Source organism: Aeromonas sp. QDB20, from assembly GCF_027707805.1.
GTDB classification, from domain to species: Bacteria; Pseudomonadota; Gammaproteobacteria; order Enterobacterales; family Aeromonadaceae; genus Aeromonas; species Aeromonas dhakensis.
Map to the genome: position 1 here is coordinate 174,674 of NZ_JAPCJC010000005.1, position 22,678 is coordinate 197,351.

Sequence of the window (22,678 nt, forward strand, 5' to 3'; positions counted from 1 at the left end):
CTCCATTGAGAGGCAATGCCACCGCCCGTTGGCGGTGGTGTCATATTCCCTCATTCTACCCGTTAACCTCGGGGGCTACAGCTCGCCGGCGAGACTATTTTTACTCGCCGCTGGCGAGGCTTTCACTGCGGGCGAGGCGCCGCACGTAGCGCTCCAGGTAGGTCACCGGCAGTGGCTTGGAGGCCAGGTAGCCCTGGTAGAAGTGGCAGCCCTGGGCCTGCAGAAACTCCAGCTGCTGGCGCGACTCCACCCCCTCCGCCGTCACGTTGAATCCCATGTGACGCGCCATGGCGATCACCGCCTCGACGATGGCCATGTTGTCGCCATCGCGTGGTATGTCCTGGATGAAGGAGCGGTCGATCTTGAGCTCGTCCGCCGGCAGCCGCTTGAGGTAGCTCAGGGAGGAGTAACCGGCGCCAAAATCGTCGATGGCAAAGCTGATGCCGAGCGCCTTGAGCTCGCTCATCTTGCTGATGGTGTCTTCTGCGTGGCCCAGCACCACGGATTCGGTGATCTCCAGATTCAGGCTGGCGGGATCCATGCCGGTGGAGGCCAGCACGTCGTGGATCCGGTCGACAAAATCGGCGGCGTGAAACTGCTTGGCACTGACGTTGACCGACAGCTGCGGGATGTGGATGCCATTCTCCTCCCAGCGTACGTACTGGGCGCAGGCCTCGTACAGTACCCAGTTGCCGATGTCGACGATAAGGTCCGTCTCCTCGGCGATGGGGATGAACTCGGCAGGCGACACCAGCGCCCGACCGGGCGGCTGCCAGCGGATCAGCGCCTCGACGCCGATGATGTCTCCCCCCTCCACCATGTGCTGGGGCTGGTAGTAGAGGGTCAGCTCCTGCTGGTTGAGGGCGCTGCGCAGCTCGTTGTGGATGAGCAGCCGGCGATCCGCCTGCAGCTGCATGGAGGCGTCGAAGAAGCGCCGGGTCTTGCGACCGGCCGACTTGGCCTGATACATGGCGGTGTCCGCCTGCTTGAGCAGATCGTCCACCCCCTGCTCCCGGCCGGGGAAGAGGGTGATGCCGACGCTGGCGCCGATGTGCAGCACCTGACCGGCGTGGTTGTAGGGGGCTGCAATCTCGCTGATGAGCCGCTCTGCGATAAGGTCGGCCTGCATCTCCGCCTGGGGGGGACTGGCCGAGAGGGAGGGCAGCAACAGTACGAACTCGTCGCCACCAAGGCGCGCCAGACAATCCCCCTGGCGTACCAGCCGCTTGAGCCGGCTGGCCACCTCCTTGAGCAGCCAGTCGCCGGTGGCGTGGCCGAGGGAGTCGTTGATGGTCTTGAAGTGGTCGAGATCGATGAACAGCAGGGCGCCGATCAGATAGTCGCGGCTCGCCTCGCCAAAGGCGTGGGCCAGGGTCTCGTGCAGTTGGCGGCGGTTGGGCAGGCCGGTCAACTCGTCGTAGTAGGCGAGATCCTGAATGCGGCGCTCCGCCTCCTTGCGCTCGGAAATATCCTCGAAGCAGATGACGAAGTGGCTGATCGCCCCCCTGTCATCCTGCACCGGGGTGACGATTTCCCACTGAGGATAGGGATAGCCATCCGCGTGCAGGCGCTGGGTCTCCCCCTGCCAGCGGCTCAGGCTGCCGAGCTCGTAGCCAAGCCCCCCCAGCCCGCACCAGAGATCGTTTCCAAGGTGCAAACCGATCACCCGCTGGCTGTCAAAGCCGGTGATCTGGCTGAAGGCGTGGTTGACCCGCAGGATCTTGAAGTCGGGGTCGGTGATGATGATCCCTTCGTGGGTTTCGAAGGCCACCGCCGAGAGGCGCAGCTGGGCATCGCTCTGCAGCCGCTCCAGCTCCGCCACCATGCGCATGGAGAAGGTGGTCAGCACCGAGCCCAGATTGGGGATCGCGCTCTGATCGGAGAAGAGCAGCGCCAGGTGCCCCAGCAGCTGGCCGTTGCGATCGCACAGGGGCAGGCCGTAGTAGCCCTGCCCTGCCTTGAAGCCGGCGCAGTGCAGATGCTCGGCGGTGAGCGGCAGAATGCAGGTCTCGCCGCGCTGATAGACCTGCTGGCACGGCATGCCCGCCAGCTCGTACTCCTTGAGGTCGATGCCGTGACAGGCCAGCACCTTGAGCCGCTCGCTGCCGGTGCGCTCCGCCAGCCAGACCGCATCCGCCACCAGAATGTGGGCAAGCTGGCTGACCAGGGTATTGAAGAAATCGAGCCCGGTACGGGCGGAGAGCGCCTGGGCCAGCTGGGTCAGCAGAGGGTCTTGCAGCAGTGGCAGTTGCTGGGAGAGATCGGCAGGCAACTGGGTGCTGCGGGTGGTGTCGAGCGGCGCAATCCAGCCACAGCACATCTGCTGGGCCGGTACGTACTGGCCGCTCCAGAGCACGTGACGCACCTCGCCGTTCTCGTCGCCGAGGTGGCCGATGAACTGGGCCGGTTGCTGGGAGTGATAGAGTCTGGCGAGAAAGTCGGCAAAGCCGGCCTCGTCATCTGCCGCCAGTTGCCCGAACCAGGGGTGAGGCCCCTCCCCTTGCCAGAGCTGGTAGGAGGCATGATCGGACAGGCTCCACTGGGCATGTTGCCGATCATAAAACCACATCATCTGAGTGGCTTGCTGTTTCATGTACTACTCCAACACCACAACAACCACGTTCAAGTCCCTGACGACTCGATAGCGCCCACATTCTCAGCGCGCACGTCGGCAAGGGCGGTGCGGGGGGAAGTGCGAAAGATGCGAGACTAAGCGGTGAAAACCGGACATGAGGTCGACATGCGGCGCTGCCACGAAGGGACAGAAACGATCCAAGTTTCCCCATACTGCCTGCCTGTTTCGTCGAGCTCAAGTGCTTTTTGGTGCAGAACGGGAAAAGATCACAATTTCCCCCTCCCCTTCGCAGCAAGACGCCATTTAGTGATGCAGATCACATTTTAATGTTCAGCCATGAGTAATCTGAAGGTGAAGACACAAGCAATACGACCCGAAGGGGGCCAATATGAAAATCGAAATTACCAGCAAAATCATCGAGATCACCCCGGCTATCCGCGAGCGCATTGAATCCCGCTTTGACAAGCTCGAACGTCTTCAGGTGCCTCTTATCACACCCCATGTGATTGTCTCCAAAGAGCGTCTGATGTTTATCGTTGAAGCCACTGCTGGCATCCCCAACGGCAAACTGTTTGCCCAGGCAGAACATGAGGACTTGTACGCCGCCATCACCGAACTGGGGCAAAAACTGGAGCGTCAGATCAACCGCCACACCGAGAAACCCATCGCCCGTCGCGCCGCTGCGGCCGGCAAGGAAGTCCCGCTGCCGGACGAAGCCGACGCCTGATCCAAGGCACGACACATCCATCACACAAAAGGCGGGGTCTCCCCGCCTTTTTGCTGCCTGACGCCTTGGGCACACCCTCAGCTGAGCCAGTGCAGGCCGGCATCCACCCCCTCCTTGAGCGCATCTAGCACGGGCAGCATCAGCAAGGGATCCTCGCGTCTGGGCTGATCCGCCAGCTTGCCTCGCCAGCGTTCGCGCCCAAGCGGCGAGAGGTTGTCATAGACGGCGGGCTCCAGCGCAGGCGGGGTACCGAGCAGCGGCGGCGAACGCAGCGCCAGCCAGAGCCGCACATCCACCATGGAGCCCCCCTGCTGCAGCCGTTCGTTGAGCACGCTTGCCTCGGCATCATCCTCGCTCCCCTGCAATGGGGTAGCCGCTGGCAGCTCAAAGCGGCTGCGCCAGACCCGACTCTCTGCCTTTGCTGGCTGCCTGGGATCAAACCAGGGCTGCTCTTCCACCGCATCGGTCAGCAGGGCCAGATGCAGACGAAAGTCCGCCCTGTCTCCGTGCTGGAGATCCTGGTTGAGACGTTGCCCGAGCTGGGCTTCGTCCACCAGCCATTGCTCACGAACTGCGCTGGGTAGCATGGGATAACTCTTGGAAACGGTGGTTTCATCCTTTATCGGCCGTAAATCCGATCCTTTGAGCAGGAAAAATCCCGCCGAGGGGTTCACAACCGCAGAAGATCTGTTAGTATGCGCCTCGCACTTGTGGAGGGGTTCCCGAGTGGCCAAAGGGATCAGACTGTAAATCTGACGGCTCTGCCTTCGAAGGTTCGAATCCTTCTCCCTCCACCATTTCAAGTGCCGTCACGCCCCAGGTTGTGATGCAAAATCAGCAATGCCCCGTGGAGGGGTTCCCGAGCGGCCAAAGGGATCAGACTGTAAATCTGACGGCTCTGCCTTCGAAGGTTCGAATCCTTCTCCCTCCACCATCTATTCAAGAAAACCCGGCCTCGCGCCGGGTTTTCGCTTTTCAGCGTCCCACCACATTCATCGGCACCTTCAACGCCCCCATAAAAACGGGAGGCCTGCGCCTCCCGTTTTTGTCTCTTGCCGCCCGTTACAGGGTGAAGCGATAGAAGATATCCACCGCCTGGGCCACCCCGCTCATGGCCTGCAGATAGAGCCTTGGCATCAGTTCGTAGCGCAGCTTGAACTCGGCGATGGGGCTGAACACCCCGACCCCGTACTGGAACTGCAGTCCAGGCAGCAGGTAGGCCGACAGGGTCACCTGGGTGTTCTCACCACTGCCGGCGGTGTCGAGGGCCACGTCGCTCATGCCGAGGGATTCCCCCAGACTGGAGACCACGCCGTTGGCCTGGCTGACTGCGCCCGCCACCAGCAGGCCGTTGAAACCGCCATCCTCGCCGCTGGTCTGCAGCCCCTTGCCGCGCAGCAAGTAGGAGAGCTGCTCGGACTGGGCCATCTGCGGCTCCGAGTAGACGGTGATCTTGGGCTTGCTGGCCGGCCCGGTCACCCGCACCCCCACCGTCACCTTGTCCTCTATGGTATCGGGATCCCGATACGCCTCTATGTTGAGGTAGGGCTGATCGAGGGGGCCGGAGAAGAGGATGCGGCCATCCTTGATGATGAGGTTCTGGCCATAGGCCTTGAAGCGCCCATCGTTGAGCACCAGCTGACCATTGCCCGCCAGCGGCCGCGAGGGATCCTGGCGAATGTTGATGCTGCCCCCCACCTTGGTCTTGAGTCCCATCGCCTCCAGCCGCACGTCATCACCCAGCCGGATGGCCAGCTTGATCTCCATCGGCAGCGGCGCGGCCTTGGGCACCGGCGGCAGATCGTCGTAGACCACGGTCACGTCATCCGACACCGCCACCGCGCTCTCGGGCAGACTCTTGACCAGGATCCGCGCCCAGGGGATATCCACCTGGCCGGTGATCCGGGTCTCCTCTCCCAGCGAGATGGCGATGTCCGGGGAGACCCGCACCCGGCCCATGCCAGGATACTGGGCCTCCAGCTCCTTGCCTTCGATGGTGAGGCTACCGGTAACTGGCAGCTGCGCCCAGCTCAGCCAGCCCCCCAGCGCCAGCGGGCCCTTGCCCACCAGCATGGTGCCGTCCAGCTCGGCCCGGTTGCCTTCAATCTTGAGGCGGGTCACCAGCTTGGAGAGGGTCACCATGTCGGAGTGGGTCTGTACTTCCCCATCCAGCAGATTGAGCTGACCAAACAGCAGCGGCGAGGCCAGAGTGCCATCGAAGCGGGCATCGGCCGAGATGACCCCTTGCAGTGAGCGCACCTCGGGGATGAGCGGGGCGAAGGTGGTCAGCTTGAGGTCGTCAAACTTGAGCTGGCCGGAGAGATTGCCGCGACCGGATGGCTCCCGGATATAGAGCTTGGTATCGATGTTGCCGATCTGCCCGGAGGCAAAGTCGAGCCGGATGGCCGCCTGCTGGCGCTCGAAGTCCACCCCGAGCTCGAGGCGCTGATAGTCGGTCTTGAGTTCGTCGGCCACGAAGGTGCCCGGCGTGGTGCGCACGGTGGCGTGCAGGGTCGGCTGATTGCCGCGCCAGCTGGCCCGCCCGTCGGCGGAGAGCACCGCCTGCCAGCGGAAGTTGTCCGGCAGCCAGGGCCGCAGGCGCTTGAGGTCGAACTGGTTGAGGGCAAACTCCAGGCTGCCCTGCTGGGCCGATACCTGACTGCCCTTGACGCAGAGGCTGGCCCCTTGGGAGCCGAGGCAGAGATCCCCCATGGTCAGCCGCTGCCGCGGCAGATCCACATCCAGATCCCAGGGTGCGCTCAGCTCCCAGCGCCGCAGCGGCGTCTTCAACTTGAGCTCGCCGAGGGCGCCGCGCCAGCGATCCCCGCGCAGGCCGCCGCTCAGCTTGAGGTTGGCCGCCACCGGGTCGCCCTTCATGGTGAGCGACAGGGCGTGCTGGTTGAGATCGCCGCTCAGGTTGAGCGCCAGCTGGCTGAGGCTGGTCGTCCCCTGCACCAGGCTGGCCACCGTCAGGGCCACCTCCCCTGCCGGCTTGTCGCCGACCAGGGCATTGCCCTTGATGGCGATCCCCTTCAGATCGGTGCCGGCATAATAGAGGCGGCTGGCGGCCAGATCTGTGGTAACCCGCGGCGCCTGCTGATTGCCGGTCAGCCGCACCTGCCCCTTGATGTCCCCCTTGAGCCCGGGGTAGAGCCCGGCCAGGTTGGGGGCGTCGAGATCCGCATCCAGCTTCCACGCCTGCTGGCTCAGGCTGCCCTTGGCCTGCAGCTGGTTGGGGCCGCTTTGCAGCGCCAGCGCCTGGATGGTCCACTCCATCTTGTCGTTGCCGCTCGCGCTGCCCTTGATGGCCAGCGGATACTGGTTGAGCTTGCCGTCCACCTTCAGCTCGGGCAGTTGCAGTTGCCAGTGACCTGCCTCATCGAGCTCGAAGCGGCTGACAATCTTGCCCGCCAGCGCCCCCTTGAGATCGGGCACCAGCTCGGCCGGGTTGATCCCCTTGAACTCCGTGGTGCCCTGCCAGCGTACCCCCTTGTCCCAAGCGAGCTTGCCGTCCAGCTTGAGCTCCCCCTTGAGGGCGTTGAGCAGCAGGTTTATCTGGTTCAGCTGCGTCAGATCCCCCTTGCCGGTCAGCGCCAGCTTGAAGGGGGGCACGTCCGTGCCCTTGCCGGCGGTATTCAAGGCAAACTGGTAGCCGGAGAGCTTGCCCTTGGCGCTCAGCGTACCCTTCTCCAGCCGGTAGCTGGGCTCGTCTTTGGCAGGCTTGTGCAGCGGCCAGCCCAGGCTCTTCCACTCCAGCCCCGCATCAAACGGCAAGTCGGGGTCGAGGGCAGCCAGAGAGCCCTTGAGGTTGGCGGCTACCGGCCCCTTGGCCTGCAGCGCCAGTGCTAGCTTGCCCACCGAACCGCCGAGGGTCAGGCTGGCCTGTTGCCCCTGCAGTTCGCCATCCAGCAGCCCCTTGCGGGCCTTGGCATCCAGGGTCAGGGCGAGCGGGTAATCCTCTTTGAGCTGGATCTTGCCCTTGAGCGCCAGATCCGCCATGGCGTGGCGCAAGGAGAGCTCGCGCAGCGCGATGTCGCTCCCCTCGGCGCTGGCCGACAGCAGCAGCTTGTCGAGCCCTTCAATCAATTCACCTTGCTGATAGCGAAACGCCGTGACCTGCAAGCCTTCCAGCTGGATGGGGAAAGGCAGCCGGATGGCGGGCAGCGCGATAGGCTCCGCCGGCTTGGGCGGTTGCGCCTTGCCCGCATTTGCCGCTTTGTTCCCGTTGCCGGCAGCCTTGGCCACGTTTTGCGGGTTGGGGGCCGCCTTGACGCCAGCCGGTTTGGCAGTCTCGGCCAGGGTCACCTTGAGGCCGTCCAGCACCGGCCCCTGCACGATCAGCCCCTTGCGGCTGAGGGTGGCGCCGATGTCGAGGGACTTGAGGCTCACTCCCACCCCAGGCACTGTCACATCGAGATCCGCCACCGTCAGACTGTCGACCTGGATTTTCAGCGGCAGCGGGTGCCAGACGAAGGGTTCCGACGGCTCTTCCGGGGCCGGCTCCGAGTCGGCCACCTTGACCACCGGGTGGGTAACGTTAAGGGATTTGATCCAGAGCTTGCCCTGCAGCAGCTTGCCCAGATCCCAGTCCAGCACGGCGCGATCCACCGTGACGTCCACCAGCTCGTCCTGCCAGCCGACCCCTTCCAGGGTCCAGCCGTAGCCGAGCTGGCCCGCCACCAGCTCCCCCTTGAGGGAGGGAAGAGCAGCCCTAGCCTGCTGCCACAGCCACTTGTTGCCCTGATGGGTGAAGCCCAGCAGGCTGACGCCGATGAGCAGCAGGAAGATGAGCCCCATCAGCCACAGAAAGATACGTTTTACCCAGATCACAATGCAGACCCCCGCGAAAGATGCAGCCGCAGCGGCCGGTCAGAAGAACATAAGAGAAGAGAGGTGGAGCAGGGCCGGATCATAGTTCAGGCCCCAGCGCGAAGTGGAGCCGCAGCGGCTTCTCATCTTCGGAAATGCCCACCGCCAGATCGAGCCTGACCTGGCCGATGGGGGTCACCCAGCGCACACCGACCCCGGTGCCTATCTTCCAGGCCTCACTGTAGTCGACCGTGGCGGTACCGCTGTCGACGAACAGGGCTCCCAGCCACTTGTCGCTGAAGCGGTAGTTGTACTCGGCGCTGGCGACGCTCACGTAGCGGCCCCCCAGCAGCTTGCCGTCGCTGCCCCGCGGCGAGATGGTCTCGTAGCCGTAGCCCCGCACCGTCTGGTCACCACCGGTAAAGAAGCGCAGGGAGGGCGGCACCAGCGAGAAGCTGTCCCCTATGATGGCCCCCTGTTCGGCCCGCAGCAGGAAGCGGTGATCCTCCCCCAGGGTGCGCAGCCACTTGCTGCGCCCCCACACCCGCACAAAGCTGATGTCGGAGCCCCAGTAGGGGTCGGAGAACTCCAGGGTGAGCTGCTGGCGATCGCCCCAGTCGGGCACCAGACCGCCGCGCACCCGCAGCCGCGACCAGGAGACGCCGGGGATCAACAGCAAGCTGTTGCCCTCGTCAGCACCCTGGGTATAGACCTCGTTTTCCAGCCGGATGAACACGTCCCGGTCCCAGCTCTCCGGCCGCCGCTTCCAGCGGTGCACGCTGAAGGTGGTCAGATCGGAGCGGGTATCGTTGTTGTCCTTGTACTGATAGCCGGCCTGCAGCGAGTAGTAGTCCCGCAGCGGGTTGCCCACCGGGATCTGATAGTCGAAGCTGAGCTCCGCCTCGGGCTGGGATACCTTGGCGGTGGCGTTGAGCCGGTGGCCGTAGCGGTTGACCCAGGGCTTCTCCCAGGTGGCACTCATGCGCGGCCCCACGTCGGTGGCATAGCCGATACCCGTTTCAATCTCGTGATCGACCCGGTTGGAGAGAGTCACCTGCACCGGCACCCGGTTATGCTCGGCCTGGCTGATGAGGGGCTTGATGTCCACCTGCTTGAACAGCTTGGTGGAGGAGACATCCTGCGACATCTCCGCCAGCCGGATCGCCAGATAGGGGTCGCCGCTCTTGATGTTGATGAGGGGACGGATGAGGCGCAGCGCCTCCGGCGTTGCGTCGTAGCGGATCTCGCCGAAGTGGTAACGCGGGCCGGAGCGAAACAGGATGTAGATCTCGGCGGTGCCCTGATCCGGGAACACCTTGACCTGGCTCTTGCTGATCTTGGCGTCGAAGTAGCCGCGGGCCAGCCCCAGGCTGCCCAGATCCGCCTTGATGGATTCGTATTTGCCGTGGTTGAGGGGATCCCCCTCTTTCAGGGGCAGCTTGTCCAACAGCTCGCTGTAGAGCTCGTCGCTGCCGGCATCCCCTTCCAGCAGGATGTCGAGGCGGGAGATCATGACCGGCTTGCCGGGATCCACCTCAATGATCACTTTAGAGGGGGTTTTCTTGTCCCGGCTCAGGGTGATCTTGGGCTGGTAGTAGCCATAGACCTGCAGCGCCTTTTGCACGCTCTCGGTGATCTTGGGGCGGGCCGGACGGTACTGGCGCTCCTGATAGACCGGCAGAGCATTGAGGTAGGCCTCGACGTTGTCCTTGTTCTCCCCTTTCAATCCCTTGATCTGATAGGTGAGTTTGGCCGCCATGGCGGGCGTGACGAACAGCAGCAGACAGAGGCTCAGTCCCAGCGCGCGAAGCCCACGACGAAAAGCCCGTGCGGGCGGTGAGATCCCTGCAGGCAGGGGCGGATTGCATCCTGTCAAACGTCAATTTCCCCGAAGAACATGATTAAAATAATGCGATATTCAGAACGAATATGAGGCTCACTCGATCGCAAGCGCGCCTCATCCTAGCATATCCCCGGCTCGACATCAGAGCGGGTTGACCGCGAATTTCGCCATATTATTGAAGCCTTTGCCCGCGCGGGCCGCCCATTTTTCAGGCATTCCCCCGCAGACTTATGCCACTATGGGCCCAAAAGGGCAATCCATGACCCTCAGGGCCTGGCCAGATGGCCCCTGCCGGCCAATCCGGCCCGACGGCGCAATCTCCCCGATTTCCCGATGGGCGCGACACCAACTGTCGGCAACGGGTCAAGATAGCAGCGACGCCCCCTCCCCAAGCGGCACAGCCAGGCCCCTGGCCGACACTGGGCCGGTACTCGGCCATCTCACTCCCCCCTCCGCGGGACTGCGGATTTTATCTTGCCGGATCAAACAGTTGCCGTCACACAATCAAAGCCTCGTTCAACCCAATCGATTTATCCCGCTGCCCCCCTGCTCACTTCTCGCCCACACTGGAGCCATTGGATCAGACCCCTGCCCCACCAGAGGAGACACAGCATGCACGCACGCAGCGAACAGATGGCGGACTACATCGCCGATAGACTCGAATTCATCACCTTTCTCGCCTGTTGCAGCGCCCTGCTGGCCCTGCTGACCGGCATGAACGGCCAGCAGGCGCTGGCCTTCACCGCGCTGAACCTGCCGTTCGGGCTCGCCATCCTGCTGGGCATGGCCATGCTGGCACCGCTGCCGACCCACTGGCGCCTGCCGGGCATCACCTTGCTGCTGGCGGGCAGCGCCCTGGCGACCCTGCAACTGGGGGGCAACTGGCTCAATCCGCTGGCCATCTGGAGCCTGCATGCCCTGCTTGGGCTGGAGATCCTCTGGCAGGCGCGCCCCAGAACCCGGCTCGGGGCCCGCGCCCGTAGCTGATATGCCGATGACGGCTGACGCGCGGCAGGAATTGGAGTACTCTTTGCGCCCCCGATTTGCCCGCTACCGAGGAGCACCCCGATGAAAAAAGCCTGTGCCCAGCACATCCTGGTCAAGACCGAGAAAGAGTGTCTGGAGATCAAGGAGAAGATTGCCAAGGGAGCCGACTTCGGCCAGATGGCCAAGCGCTTCTCTACCTGCGCCTCCAGCAAGCGCTTCGGCGATCTGGGGGAGTTTTCGAAAGGGGACATGGTCAAGTCGTTTGACGATGCCGTGTTCAAGGGCGAGCTGCTGACGGTGCTCGGCCCGGTGCGCACCAAGTTCGGCTTCCACCTTATCAAGGTGCTCTACCGCAGCTGAGTTCAGGGCCCGGTTCAGGGTTCTGGGTTCAGCTCCACCGGCCAGCCGCCGCAGCGGCGGGCATAGAAGCCGAAACGCCAGGGGTGGCGCGCCGCCCAGTCCTCCATCTCCGGCGCCGGGGTGAACCGGCTCTGCGGCCAGAGCGCAACCCGGCTCGGCCGCCCGTGCAGGGCCTGCCAGCGTGTCAGGCTCACCTGGGCCAAGCGCCACTGATAGTCATCCTTCGGCAGCAGGGCCGGCGCAAATGCCAGCCCCCGGTTGCAATACTGGCCGTCGCCATCGTTCCCATCCACCAGCTGCCAGAAGACGTTGAGCAGATCCCCATACCCCACCTTGACCGGGTCATAGTCGATGCGCACCGCCTGGCGCTGCGGTGGCACTTCCCGCCAGCTCGACCCCGTCGTCACCCGCTGAATCACATAGCCCGGCTCCACCCGGCTGACCCCGGGCAGGGTCTCGTAGACGGCCTCGGCGCGCCACATGTCCCCCGCCGCCAGCACGGCGCTGTCCGCCCACAGCGGAACGCTTGGGAAAAGCAACAGGATTGAGATAAATTTACTAACGTTATCAGTCAATTAAGTTTATCCTTCTGGGCACTTGTTCATCATAACCAGGGGATCCCCGTTATGCCCAGTTATTTGTGGTGGCCACTGCTGGCCTGGTTGCTGCCGCTCGCCGGCGCCCTCGGCAGCCGTGTTCACCTCTGGCCCTGGTGGCTGGGATTCGCCCTCTGCCTGCTCGGGACCCTCGTCTCCCTCGTCTTGCTGGTTCGCCTGCCCTGGTCTCGCAGCCGCTGCGCCAACGGCTGGGGCGCCGTCCCCCTGCTGTTGCCCCTGGCCTTCGTGGTGCAGGCGCTGCGCACGCCGCTGGTCAACGACGTGAGCACGGATCCCAGCAACCCGCCCCAGCTGCGCTGGGCAGCCGAACTCAGAACGGCGCAGGATCTGCCCATTAATCCGGCTCCTTTGAAAGCATTTGAGGGGAAACCCGGTCCTCTCTTTACCAGCGCCCCCCCGGCCGAGGTGATCACCGAGGCCCACGCCCTGATGGAGCAGCTCGGCTGGCGGGTGCGACCAAGCCCACAAGGGCTCGAGGCGGTGGTCACCACCGGCTGGTTCGGTTTTCAGGATGACGTGGCGCTGCGGGTCTTTGCCGGGCCCAGCGAAACCCGCATCGACATGCGCTCCGCCTCCCGCCAGGGACGCAGCGACTTGGGCACCAACCGGGCCCGTATAGAGGAGTTTCTGATCCGCCTCAACGAGCGGCTGGGTCAGGCCTACAAACCCAATTTGAAGCAATAAGAAGGTCATCCATGCGCGTCGAGGTCAAGCCCGATCGGGAATATGCTTGGTTCATCCGCCCCTTTTTCTGGCTGCAAAAACGCAACTACGGCCAGGTGCTCATTCCGGGCAAGTGCTGGGGCCGCTCGCCGCGCCTGTTTGCCGCCGTCGCCACCCTCTATGGCGTCATCAACCGCAAGCGCTCCCCCATCGACCCCGTGCTGCGCTCCCTGGTAACGGTGCGGGTCTCCCAGCTCAACTGGTGCCGCTTTTGCGTCGACATCAACGCCATGACCCTGGTAAAAAGAGCCGGCTCCAGCGAGAAGGTGGAGGCGCTCGCCAACTGGCGCGAAAGCCCGCTGTTCGATGAGCGAGAAAAAGCCGTACTCGACTACACAGAGGCGATGACGGGCCTCGATGGGGTCAGCGACGAGCAGGCCGCCCGCCTCAAGCCCTGGTTCGATGACGACGCCATGGTGGAGCTGACCGGCCTCATCGCCTTCCAGAACATGTCGGCCAAGTTCAACGCCGCCCTCGATATCGCCCCGCAGGGCTTCTGCCAGCTGCCGGTGCAACCCGAGCGCCCGGCCCAGCCGAACAGCAAGGACGCCTGATGAGAGGCTCCCGCCTGCTGCTGGTGCTGGTCATGGGCTGCCTCATCGGCGCCTTCTTCGCCTTCGACCTGGGCCACTACCTGAGCCTGCCCCAGCTGCAGGCCCGTCAGGCCGAGCTGGCCGCCCTGGTCGAGCGCCATTTTGGCGCCGCCGCCCTGCTGTTCGTCGTCGTCTATGTGGTGAGCACCGCCCTCTCCCTGCCTGGCGCCAGCCTGCTCACCTTGGCTGGCAGCGCCGTGTTCGGCGTTGCCTGGGGGCTCTTGCTGGTCTCCTTTGCCAGCAGCATTGGCGCGACCCTGGCCTTTCTCAGCGCCCGCTTTTTGCTGCGCGACTGGGTCGAGCGGCGCTTTGGCGACAAGCTGGCCAGCTTGCAGGCCGGCATGAAGCAGGAAGGAGCGCTTTATCTGCTGAGCCTGCGCCTCATCCCCATCTTCCCCTTCTTTCTGGTCAACCTGCTGATGGGGCTCACCCCCATCAGAGTCAGCACCTACTACTGGGTGAGCCAGCTCGGCATGCTGCCCGGCACCTTCGTCTACGTGCTGGCGGGCAGCGAGCTCGCCAACCTCACCAGCACCGGCAATATCCTCTCCCCCGGCCTGATGGTGGCGCTGACCCTGCTCGGGCTGATGCCGATGCTGCTCAAGGGGCTGCAGCGGCGCCTCGCCCTGCATCGGCTGCACGCCCCCTACCGCAAGCCGACGCACTATGACTACAACCTGCTGGTGATTGGCGCCGGGGCCGGCGGTCTGGTCACCAGCTATATCGCCGCGGCGGTGAAGGCCAAGGTGGCCCTCATCGAGAAGCACAAGATGGGGGGCGATTGCCTCAACAGCGGCTGCGTCCCCTCCAAGGCGCTGATCCGAAGCGCCCGCTTTGCCGCCGAGCAGCGCCGGGCCAGTGAACTGGGCTTTGGCCCAAGCCAGACCAGCGCCGATTTCGCCGCCGTGATGGAACGGGTCGCCCGCGTCATCACGGAGGTTGAACCCCACGACTCCATCGAGCGCTATCAGGGGCTGGGGGTGGAGTGTATCCAGGGGGAGGCAAGGCTGGTCTCTCCCTGGGAGGTGGAGGTGAACGGTCAGCGCCTTGCCAGCCGCCATATCGTGCTCGCCACCGGCGCCCGGCCGCTGGTGCCCGAGCTGCCGGGGCTGGATCAGGTGCCTTGGCTCACCTCCGACACCCTCTGGCAACTGCGCAGCGCGCCACGCCAGCTGCTGGTGCTGGGCGGCGGCCCCATCGGCTGCGAGCTGGCCCAGAGCTTCGCCCTGCTTGGGGTGCCCGTCACCCTGGTAGAACTCTCGGATCAGCTGCTGCCCCGTGAAGAGCGGGAGGTGGCCGAACTGCTGGCGGAGCAGCTGGCCCGCGATGGCGTGCGGGTACTCACCGGCTGGCGCGCCGAGCGAGCCGACTATCTGCCAGCGGCCGCGGATCTCCCCATCCGGCTGCAACTGCGGCGGGGCGACGAGACGCAAACCGTTGCAGGGGATCAGCTGCTGCTGGCGCTGGGCCGGGTGGCCAACGTCAGCGGCTTCGGGCTCGAAGAACTGGGGGTGGCGCTGACCCCGCGCGGCACTGTGGCGGTCGATGGCTTCCTCGCCACCAACTACCCCAGCATTCTGGCGGTGGGGGACGTAGCGGGTCCTTACCAGCTCACCCATGCCGCCGCCCATCAGGGCTGGTATGCCGCAATCAATGCCCTGTTCAGCCCGTTCAAGCGCTTTCGGGCCGACTATCGGGTCATGCCGGCCGCCATCTACACCACCCCCGAAATCGCCCGGGTCGGCCTCAACCAGAAAGAGGCCAGGGCGCAGGGCATCCCCTTCGAGCTGACCCGCTTCGAGCTGGCCGAGCTGGACAGGGCCATCGCCGACGGCGAGCGCCAGGGCTTTATCGAGGTGCTCACCGTGCCGGGCAAGGATCAGATCCTGGGTGCCAGCATAGTGGGCACTCACGCCGGCGAGCGGATCGCCGAGTTCGTGCTCGCCATGCGCCACCGCCTCGGCCTTGGCAAGATCCTCGCCACCATCCACGCCTACCCCACCCTGATGGAGGGGAACAAGTACCTGGCGGGCGAGTGGCGCCGGGCCCGTCAGCCCGCCACCCTGCTGGCGCTGCTGACCCGTTATCACCGCTGGCGCCGCGGCGCCTGACCAACCAGGTAACCCAGATGCGACACTCATTGCCCTCGTTCAAACAGCTGCTGCGCACCCTGCCCCTGCTGGCAGGCAGCCTCCTCTTCACCCAGGCCAACGCTGGTGACAACCCGCAGTGGCAGCAGACCCTCGACGAGGCCAAAGGGCAGACCGTCTACTTCAACGCCTGGGGCGGCAGCCCGGAGATCAACGCCTATCTGGTGTGGGCCGGCCAGGAGCTGGCGCGCGAATACCAGGTCAAGCTGGTGCAGGTGAAGGTGGATGACATCGCCCAGAGCGTCAGCCAGCTGCTGGCCAACAAGCAGGCCGGCAAGCAGGCCGGCAAGCGCAGTGGCGGCCCCATCGACCTGCTCTGGGTCAACGGCGAGAACTTCAAGGCGCTCAAGGAGCAGGGGCTGCTCGGCGCCCCCTTTACCCGGGAGCTGCCCAACATGGCGCTGGTCGACGGTACCCTGCCGGTGAGCGAGGACTTCACCGTGCCGGTGGAGGGGCTGGAAGCCCCCTGGGGCATAGGCCAGCTCAACCTGATGGTCAACGGCGAAGAGGTCAGCCCGCTGCCCACCTCGGCGGCGGCCCTGCTCACCTGGAGCAAGGCCCACCCCGGCCGCTTCACCTATCCCAAACCGCCCCAGTTTCACGGCTCCAGCTTCCTCAAGCAGATCTTGCTGGAGCTGACCCCGGATCCCGCCCCCCTCTATCGGGAGGCGACCGAGAGCGATTTTGCCAAAGTTACCGCCCCGCTCTGGGCCTGGCTGGACGAGCTGCACCCGACGCTCTGGCGCAAGGGCAAGCTGTTCCCCACCAGCGCCGCCGAGACCCGCCAGCTGCTCGATGATGGCGAGCTCGCCATGGCCATCAGCTTCAACCCGCAGGAGGCGCAGAGCGCGGTGCAAAATGGTACCCTGCCCCCCAACGTGGTGGCGGTGGCCATGGCGAAAGGGGCGCTGACCAACAGCCACTTCCTCGCCATCCCCTTCAACGCCAACGCCCGTGCCGGTGCCAAGGTGGTGGCCAACTTCCTGCTGAGCCCCGCCGCCCAGGAGCGCAAGGCCGAGCCCGCCTTCTGGGGCGATCCCAGCGTGCTGCGCGCCGATGCCCTGCCAGCCACCCAGCAGCAGGCACCGGCACTGCGTTTCAAATCGGTGGCAGAGCCCCATCCCAGCTGGCAGCTCAGGCTCGAAGCGGCCTGGGCCGAGCGCTACGGCCACTGATGAGCCGCTTTGGCCGCTCTTTGAGTGATTGGCGCCCCCTGTTTACGGCGGGGTGCGCCCTGGTTTTTGGCCTCCCGCTGCTGGCGGGGGGCTGGCAACTGCTGGCCGAGGGGCTGAGTCAGGCCCACCTGCAGCGGCTGCTGGCCCAGCCGGGCATCTGGCACTCTGCGCTGCTGAGCCTGTGGATTGGCGCCGCCTCGAGCCTGGCCAGCCTGCTGCTGACCGCAATGCTGTTGGCCCACAGCGACAGCCGGGCCGTCGGCTGGCTGCGCCGGCTGCTCTCGCCCTTGCTGGCGCTGCCCCACGTCGCCTTTGCCATCGGCTTTGCCTTTCTGCTCGCCCCCTCCGGCTGGCTGCTGCGCCTGCTCTCGCCGACTCTCACCGGGTTCGAGCTGCCTCCCGATTGGCAGACCCTGCGCGATCCCGTCGGGCTCGGGCTCATCCTCGCCCTGACCCTCAAGGAGACCCCCTTTCTGCTGCTGATGGCGCTCGGTGCACAAGACCCCGCCAAGGTGGCGCGTCAGCAGTGGCTGGGGGCCAGCCTTGGCTTCAGCGCCCCCCAGACCTGGTGGCGCCTGCTGCTGCCGGCGCTCTGGCCTGCCTTGCGTCTGCCCCTCTATGCGGTGGCCGCCTACGGGGTGGCGGTAGTGGATCTGGCCCAGTTGCTCGGGCCCGATGCCCCCGCCCCGCTGGCCGTTCGCCTGTGGCTCTGGTATCAGGACCCGGACCTTGCCTGGCGCGGCGCCACTGCCAGCGGCGCCCTGCTGCTGCTCGCCATCACGGCGCTGCTGCTGGCCCTGCTGCGGCTGCTGGAACTGGCCCATCGAACCCTTGGCAAACCCGGCTGGCTCGATGGCAGACGATCAACCCCAAGCGCTCTTGGTCACACCCTTGCCACCGGCAGCGTGGTGACGCTGATCGTCCTCAATCTGGCGGTACTGGGGGCGCTGCTGCTCTGGTCGCTGACCCGGCGCTGGCCCTTTCCCGCCCTCTGGCCGAGCCAGTGGAGCGGCCGCCATTGGCTCGAACTGCTGCCGACCCTGTCGCCGCTGCTGACCACCAGCATGCTGCTAGCATTGGCGAGCGGGGCGATAGCGCTGATGATGGCGGTACTGAGCCTGGAAGCGCAGGCGGGCCGCCGCCCCTGGCCGCTCTGGCTCATCTGCCTGCCGCTGCTGCTGCCGCAGGCCAGCCTGCTGTTCGGCATTCGGCTCGGGGTGGACTGGTTCAGCCTCGGGTGGGGGGGTGATGGCATCGGCTGGGGCTGGGTGCTCTGGAGCCAGCTGCTGTTTGTCTTTCCCTACGTTTACTTGTGCCTGCAGGGCCCCTATCGCCAGTTCGACCCACGGAGCACCCAGAGTGCCCTGCTGCTTGGGGCAACCCCGTGGCGAGCCTGGTGGCAGGTGAAAGGGCCGCTGCTGGCCCGTCCGCTGTTGTTTGCCTTCGGTGTCGGAGCAGCGGTGAGCCTGGCCCAATACCTGCCGACCCTGCTGTTTGGTGCAGGCCGGGTGGTCACCATCACCACCGAGGCGGTGGCCATCGGCAGCGGCCTCAACCGGCGGCTGGCGGGCCTCTACGGCCTGCTGCAACTGCTGCTGCCGCTCGTTATCTATCTGCTGGCGCTCTGGCTGCCGGCCCGGATCAATCCGGCGCTCAAGGGGGGCAGCTAACAATGAACTCTCATGATGGAGATAGCCATATGCTGAGCACCACGCCTCTTCGCCTCTATCTGGAGGAGAACCTGCTGCTCTCGCTGCCCGCCCTGCAGGTGGCACCGGGCGAGGTGTTGACCCTGATGGGATCCAGCGGCTGTGGCAAGAGCTCGCTGTTGGCGGCGCTGGCGGGGGTATTGCCCGTAAGCGGCCCATTCCGGTTGGAGGGGGACGTGACCCTGGGCGCGCGCCGGCTCACCCAGCTGCCGCCCCAGGCGCGACGCATCGGCATGCTGTTTCAGGATGATCTGCTGTTCGACCATCTGACGGTGGCGGAGAACCTGATGTTCGGCATGCCGGCCAGCGTGAAGGGGCACGGAGTGCGGCGGGAAAAGGCGGTGGCCGCGCTGGCGCAGGTGGATCTCACAGATCAGGCGGACAAGCTGCCGGGGGCGCTCTCCGGCGGCCAGAAGGCCCGCGTCAGCCTGCTGCGGGCGCTCTTGGCCGAGCCCGAGGCATTGTTGTTGGACGAGCCCTTCTCCCGCCTCGACAAGCCGCTGCGGGCCGCCTTTCGCGCGCTGGTGTTCACGCAGATCAAGGCGCTGGCCATCCCCGCCATTCTGGTGACCCACGACGAAGATGACGCGCCGGGCACCATAATCCAGCTCACCGAATCCCGTTTTTGACCGAGGAGTTCACCTTGTTTGACCGCCACCTGATCCCCGTTATCCGCAGCCCCCTCACCCGGCTCGCCAGACCGCTCTGTCGCGCCGGGATCAGCGCCAACCAGGTCAGCCTCACCGGCTTTGCCATCGGCATGCTGGCGCTGCCGCTGCTGGCCTTTGGCTGCTATCAGTGGGCGCTGGCGGCCATCCTGCTCAACCGGCTGCTGGACGGGCTCGACGGCGCCGTGGCGCGGGAGACCGGCATCACCGACTGCGGCGGTTTTCTCGACATCACGCTCGACTTCATCTTCTACGCCGCCGTGGTGCTGGGCTTTGCCCTCGCCGTCCCCGCCAATGCGCTGCCCGCCGCCACCCTGCTGTTTGCCTTCATGGGCACCGGCTCGAGCTTTCTGGCATTTGCCATCATGGCGGGCAAGCGGGGCATCGACAATCCGGTCTACCACCACAAGTCCCTCTACTATCTGGGCGGCCTCACCGAGGGGAGCGAGACCATAACCCTGTTCGTGCTGATGTGCCTGTGGCCCGCCGCCTTCGCCCCGCTCGCCTACGGCTTTGCCCTGCTCTGCGCCATCACCACCCTGACCCGGCTCTGGAGCGGCTACCACACCCTGCGTTGAGGCAGGACGGCGGGAGGGGGCCGCTACGGAACACTTGCGCATGGACGACAATGTTTTACCATGGCGACACTCTTTTTCAGGCTCATGAGAACCTTATGCGTCGCCTTGTCTCCGTGCTCACCCTCTCCCTGTTTCCCATGCTCTATGGCTGCAGCAGCACGCCGGCTGCCAAGCCCGTGGTCAAGCCCCAGCCCAACAGCGCCTTCATCAACCAGACGCCGCCGAGCAAACCCTTCTACGGGCAGGTGAGCCAGCCGGGAGTCAGCAAAGGGGACTTCGCCAATCGCGCCAATGTGAACAACTTCGTGCAGCGGATGGTGCAAAAGCACGGCTTCGACGGCGCCGAGCTGCACCGGGTGCTGGCCCAGGCCGAGCGCTATGACTGGATCATCCGCCTGATGGATGCCCAGGCCCCCACCACCACGCCGCCCACCGGCCCGACCGGCGCCTGGAATCGCTACCGTGCCAAGTTCATCACTCCGGACAACGTACAGAACGGCGTCAGCTTCTGGCGTGAGTACGAGAACGAGCTAAACCGCGCCCAGCAGATCTATGGGGTGCCGCCGGAGATCATCGTCGGCATCATAGGCGTGGAGACCCGCTGGGGCCGGGTGATGGGCAAGACCCGCATCCTGGATGCGCTGGCGACCCTGGCGTTCGACTACCCGCGCCGGGCCGAGTTCTTCACCAGCGAGCTGGAATCCTTCCTGGTGATGACCCGCGACGAGGGGATGGATCCCACCGAACCCAAGGGCTCCTACGCCGGCGCCATGGGCTACGGCCAGTTCATGCCCTCCAGCTTCCAGCGCTACGCGGTAGACTTCAACGGCAACGGCCACACCAACCTGTGGGATCCGGTGGATGCCATCGGCAGCGTGGCCAACTACTTCAAAGCCCACGGCTGGGAGAAGGGACAACCGGTGGCGGTGCGCGGTCAGGGCCAGCTGCCCGGCTACGAACACGGCTTCCAGACCCGCTACCCGGTCGCCTCCCTGCGCCGCGCCGGGCTGACTCCCACCAGCACCCTTGGCAACCACAGCGAGGCGAGCCTGCTGCGCCTGGACGTGGGCACCGGCTATCAGTACTGGTACGGCTTGCCCAACTTCTACACCATCACCCGCTACAACCACAGCACCCACTACGCCATGGCGGTGTGGCAGCTGGGGCTGGCGGTCAAGGATGCCCGCGGCGGCTACTGATCCGGCCGGATAAAAAAGGCGGCCCTCGGGGCCGCCTCGCCAATCATCCACACTGCGCCTTCGGGCGCAGTGTGCGTTTACAGCGCCCCCGCCTTCGCCAGACGATCCAGCTCGGCAAGCAGGGCGGCCGGCTCCACCCGACGGGTGTAATCGGCGTTGATGAAGTGGTAGAGCACGGTGCGGTCCTGGCCGATGATGTAGCTGGCCGGCACCGGCAGAGTAAAGCTCTCGTCGCCGTTGCTCGCCGGGATGTCGATGCCAAAGCCGGCATAGATGGGCCTGAGCGCCTCCGGCAGCTCGAACACCAGTCCCAGCGCTGCCGAGACCCGGTTGCCCTCATCGCTCAGCACTGTGATCGCCAGCCCGTTGGCGGTGAGGGTATCCTGCGCCGAACTGGGGGTTTCCGGCGTCATGCCGATGAGGTTCACGCCGCGCTCGCGCAGCGCCGGCAACACGGCGTTGAGCGCCTGCATCTCCATGTTGCAGTAGGGACACCAGCCACCGCGATAGACGTTGAGCAGCACAGGCCCCTCAGCCAGATAGTGGGAGAGCGGGCGCACCACCCCGTGCTGATCCGGCAGGGCGAAGTCGGGCATCCGCTCTCCGCGTCCCAGCGCAGCCTGCTCCAGCCCGCTTGCCTGCAGGCTGCGGGTCGCCTCCTCCATCAGGGCCAGCACCGGGGCCGGTACCTGGCGCTGCTTCTGCTCATCGTACGCTTTGATTTTTTGCTCGAGTGTGTGCATCATGACCATCCTTTTTGTAGTGGTCGCTACAATATCAGGCGGACCAAGCTCCATGGTCAAGTTGTTTTTTAGCGATCACTCCAAAATAACGTTTCACAAGGCAGGAATCGAGATGGCAAGACCCGCATCATTTGACAGAGAACAGGTACTGGAAATCGCCCTCAACGCCTTCTGGGATACCGGCTTCAGCAACACCGGCATTGCCGCGCTGGTCGAACGGATGGGACTCAAGCCCAGCAGCCTGTACGGCGCCTTCAGCTCAAAGGAGGGGTTGTTCATGGAGGTGCTGCAGCGTTATTCGGCGCAGAGCCTGGCGCAGATCGAGCAGATCCTGGGTTCAGCTGCCTCCCCCCTGGCGGGCGTGCAGGCCCTGCTCGATGCAGTGGCCCGGGATGCCATCGCCAGCGAGGCGCACCGTGGCTGCCTGCTGGTCAACACCTTGCTGGAGATCGGCCGCCACCACCCGCTCATTCAGGAGACCGTCAGCAGCCACCTCGCCGAGGTCGAGCTGCGGGTCAGTGCAGCCCTGCGCCAGGCGCAGGCGGCAGGGGAGCTGGCCGCCGGGCGCGACGTCGACGCCACCGCCGCCTTGCTGATGACCATGGTGTGGGGATTGCGCGTGCTGGGCCGCACCCATCCGCCCGCCGCCAAGGTGAACGCCGTGCTGGCCCAGATGCAGGCCATCTTGTCTGCGGACGCGTGACGACCGCTCACCAGGCTCTGGGGGTCACTCGTTTTCCAGCAGCCAGCGCTTGAGCAGGGCGGCCAGCTGCTCCTGCTCGGCCAGGCTCAATGGCGCCAGCAGGCGCCGCTCATTGGCCACGTGTCGCTCCACCGCCCGGTCAACCAATTCTCGACCCGCCTCGGTCAGACAGACCAGCAAGCTGCGCCGATCGCTCGGGGCGGCTTGGCGTTCGATCAAGCCCCGCTCTGCCAGTTTGTCGAGGCGGGCGGTCATGGCCCCCGAGCTCAACATGGCGGATTGATAGAGCACGGTCGGGGTGAGCGGTTCGCCGGCCCGGCGCAAGGTCGCCAGAATGTCGAAGTCGCTGCCGAGCAGGCCGCACTCCTTGAGCTCCTCGCTCACTTCCCGTCCGGCGATCGCCGCCATTCGCGCCACCCGTCCCAGCACGCCCATGGGAGAGCAGTCGAGATCCGGTCGCTGCCGGGCCCACTGGGCCAGCAGCAGGTCTACATGATCTGATTCCATCTTCGGCCACTT

Annotated in this window: 19 protein-coding genes and 2 tRNA genes; 14 read left to right on the forward strand and 7 right to left on the reverse strand. The window is 65.3% G+C overall.

Features of this window, described 5'->3' with window-relative positions:
- Positions 1–100: 100 nt before the first annotated feature.
- Positions 101–2,593: a putative bifunctional diguanylate cyclase/phosphodiesterase gene (locus PG897_RS08215; RefSeq protein WP_024942825.1), complete on the reverse strand. Its 2,493-nt coding sequence runs from the start codon at positions 2,591–2,593 to the stop codon at positions 101–103.
- A gap of 370 nt (positions 2,594–2,963) precedes the next feature.
- On the opposite strand from PG897_RS08215, the gene hpf reads away from it, so the two are divergent.
- Positions 2,964–3,302: a ribosome hibernation-promoting factor, HPF/YfiA family gene (gene hpf, locus PG897_RS08220; RefSeq protein WP_010634460.1), complete on the forward strand. Its 339-nt coding sequence runs from the start codon at positions 2,964–2,966 to the stop codon at positions 3,300–3,302.
- A 77-nt stretch (positions 3,303–3,379) separates the two neighbouring features.
- Here hpf and PG897_RS08225 read toward each other — a convergent pair whose 3' ends face one another.
- Positions 3,380–3,889: a VC2046/SO_2500 family protein gene (locus PG897_RS08225; protein ID WP_024942826.1), complete on the reverse strand. Its 510-nt coding sequence runs from the start codon at positions 3,887–3,889 to the stop codon at positions 3,380–3,382.
- Positions 3,890–4,014: 125 nt separating this feature from the next.
- Between PG897_RS08225 and PG897_RS08230 the strand changes: the two genes are divergently transcribed.
- Together PG897_RS08230 and PG897_RS08235 are read left to right on the forward strand one after the other, a co-directional pair.
- Positions 4,015–4,099 (forward strand) — tRNA-Tyr (locus tag PG897_RS08230).
- A 52-nt stretch (positions 4,100–4,151) separates the two neighbouring features.
- Positions 4,152–4,236 (forward strand) — tRNA-Tyr (locus PG897_RS08235).
- 128 nt (positions 4,237–4,364) lie between these two features.
- Here PG897_RS08235 and tamB read toward each other — a convergent pair.
- Entirely contained in the window at positions 4,365–8,132 is a 3,768-nt protein-coding gene (gene tamB, locus PG897_RS08240) for an autotransporter assembly complex protein TamB (protein ID WP_270828860.1), read from the reverse strand.
- Between the two features lie 79 nt (positions 8,133–8,211).
- Positions 8,212–9,987, reverse strand: a complete 1,776-nt coding sequence (tamA, locus tag PG897_RS08245) for an autotransporter assembly complex protein TamA (RefSeq protein ID WP_024942828.1) — start codon at positions 9,985–9,987, stop codon at positions 8,212–8,214.
- Between the two features lie 579 nt (positions 9,988–10,566).
- Between tamA and PG897_RS08250 the strand changes: the two genes are divergently transcribed.
- Positions 10,567–10,941 (forward strand): hypothetical protein, encoded by a 375-nt coding sequence (locus PG897_RS08250; RefSeq protein ID WP_010634464.1) that lies wholly within the window; start codon positions 10,567–10,569, stop codon positions 10,939–10,941.
- An 81-nt stretch (positions 10,942–11,022) separates the two neighbouring features.
- A complete protein-coding gene (locus tag PG897_RS08255; RefSeq protein WP_024942829.1) occupies positions 11,023–11,301 on the forward strand; it encodes a peptidylprolyl isomerase in 279 nt (92 codons plus the stop codon).
- 14 nt (positions 11,302–11,315) lie between these two features.
- On the opposite strand, the gene PG897_RS08260 is transcribed toward PG897_RS08255, so the two are convergent.
- Positions 11,316–11,876, reverse strand: a complete 561-nt coding sequence (locus PG897_RS08260) for a peptide-methionine (S)-S-oxide reductase (RefSeq protein WP_201880912.1) — start codon at positions 11,874–11,876, stop codon at positions 11,316–11,318.
- Positions 11,877–11,927: 51 nt separating this feature from the next.
- On the opposite strand from PG897_RS08260, the gene PG897_RS08265 reads away from it, so the two are divergent.
- From PG897_RS08265 to mltB, 8 genes are all read left to right on the forward strand, one after another.
- A complete protein-coding gene (locus tag PG897_RS08265; protein WP_024942831.1) occupies positions 11,928–12,602 on the forward strand; it encodes a DUF1499 domain-containing protein in 675 nt (224 codons plus the stop codon).
- 11 nt (positions 12,603–12,613) lie between these two features.
- A complete protein-coding gene (locus tag PG897_RS08270) occupies positions 12,614–13,195 on the forward strand; it encodes a carboxymuconolactone decarboxylase family protein (RefSeq protein ID WP_017786574.1) in 582 nt (193 codons plus the stop codon).
- A complete protein-coding gene (locus PG897_RS08275) occupies positions 13,195–15,345 on the forward strand; it encodes an FAD-dependent oxidoreductase (RefSeq protein WP_024942832.1) in 2,151 nt (716 codons plus the stop codon). Before PG897_RS08270 ends, PG897_RS08275 begins: the two co-directional genes overlap by 1 nt.
- A 17-nt stretch (positions 15,346–15,362) precedes the next feature.
- On the forward strand, positions 15,363–16,559 hold the full coding sequence (locus PG897_RS08280) for an ABC transporter substrate-binding protein (protein ID WP_024942833.1): 1,197 nt from the start codon (positions 15,363–15,365) through the stop codon (positions 16,557–16,559).
- Positions 16,559–18,229, forward strand: coding sequence for an ABC transporter permease (locus tag PG897_RS08285; protein WP_024942834.1), 1,671 nt, complete (start codon positions 16,559–16,561; stop codon positions 18,227–18,229). The genes PG897_RS08280 and PG897_RS08285 overlap by 1 nt, the downstream gene beginning before the upstream one ends.
- Positions 18,230–18,258: 29 nt before the next feature.
- Positions 18,259–18,897: an ATP-binding cassette domain-containing protein gene (locus PG897_RS08290; protein ID WP_024942835.1), complete on the forward strand. Its 639-nt coding sequence runs from the start codon at positions 18,259–18,261 to the stop codon at positions 18,895–18,897.
- Positions 18,898–18,911: 14 nt separating this feature from the next.
- Complete coding sequence (locus tag PG897_RS08295) at positions 18,912–19,514, forward strand: CDP-alcohol phosphatidyltransferase family protein (protein WP_024942836.1); 603 nt, start codon at positions 18,912–18,914, stop codon at positions 19,512–19,514.
- Positions 19,515–19,609: 95 nt separating this feature from the next.
- Entirely contained in the window at positions 19,610–20,713 is a 1,104-nt protein-coding gene (mltB, locus tag PG897_RS08300) for a lytic murein transglycosylase B (RefSeq protein ID WP_010634473.1), read from the forward strand.
- Positions 20,714–20,790: 77 nt separating this feature from the next.
- On the opposite strand, the gene PG897_RS08305 is transcribed toward mltB, so the two are convergent.
- Complete coding sequence (locus tag PG897_RS08305) at positions 20,791–21,456, reverse strand: peroxiredoxin-like family protein (RefSeq protein WP_024942837.1); 666 nt, start codon at positions 21,454–21,456, stop codon at positions 20,791–20,793.
- Positions 21,457–21,568: 112 nt separating this feature from the next.
- Here PG897_RS08305 and PG897_RS08310 point away from each other — a divergent pair, with 112 nt between their 5' ends.
- Entirely contained in the window at positions 21,569–22,159 is a 591-nt protein-coding gene (locus tag PG897_RS08310) for a TetR/AcrR family transcriptional regulator (protein ID WP_024942838.1), read from the forward strand.
- A 24-nt stretch (positions 22,160–22,183) separates the two neighbouring features.
- On the opposite strand, the gene PG897_RS08315 is transcribed toward PG897_RS08310, so the two are convergent.
- Positions 22,184–22,666 (reverse strand): MarR family winged helix-turn-helix transcriptional regulator, encoded by a 483-nt coding sequence (locus PG897_RS08315; RefSeq protein ID WP_024942839.1) that lies wholly within the window; start codon positions 22,664–22,666, stop codon positions 22,184–22,186.
- Positions 22,667–22,678 lie beyond the last annotated feature (12 nt).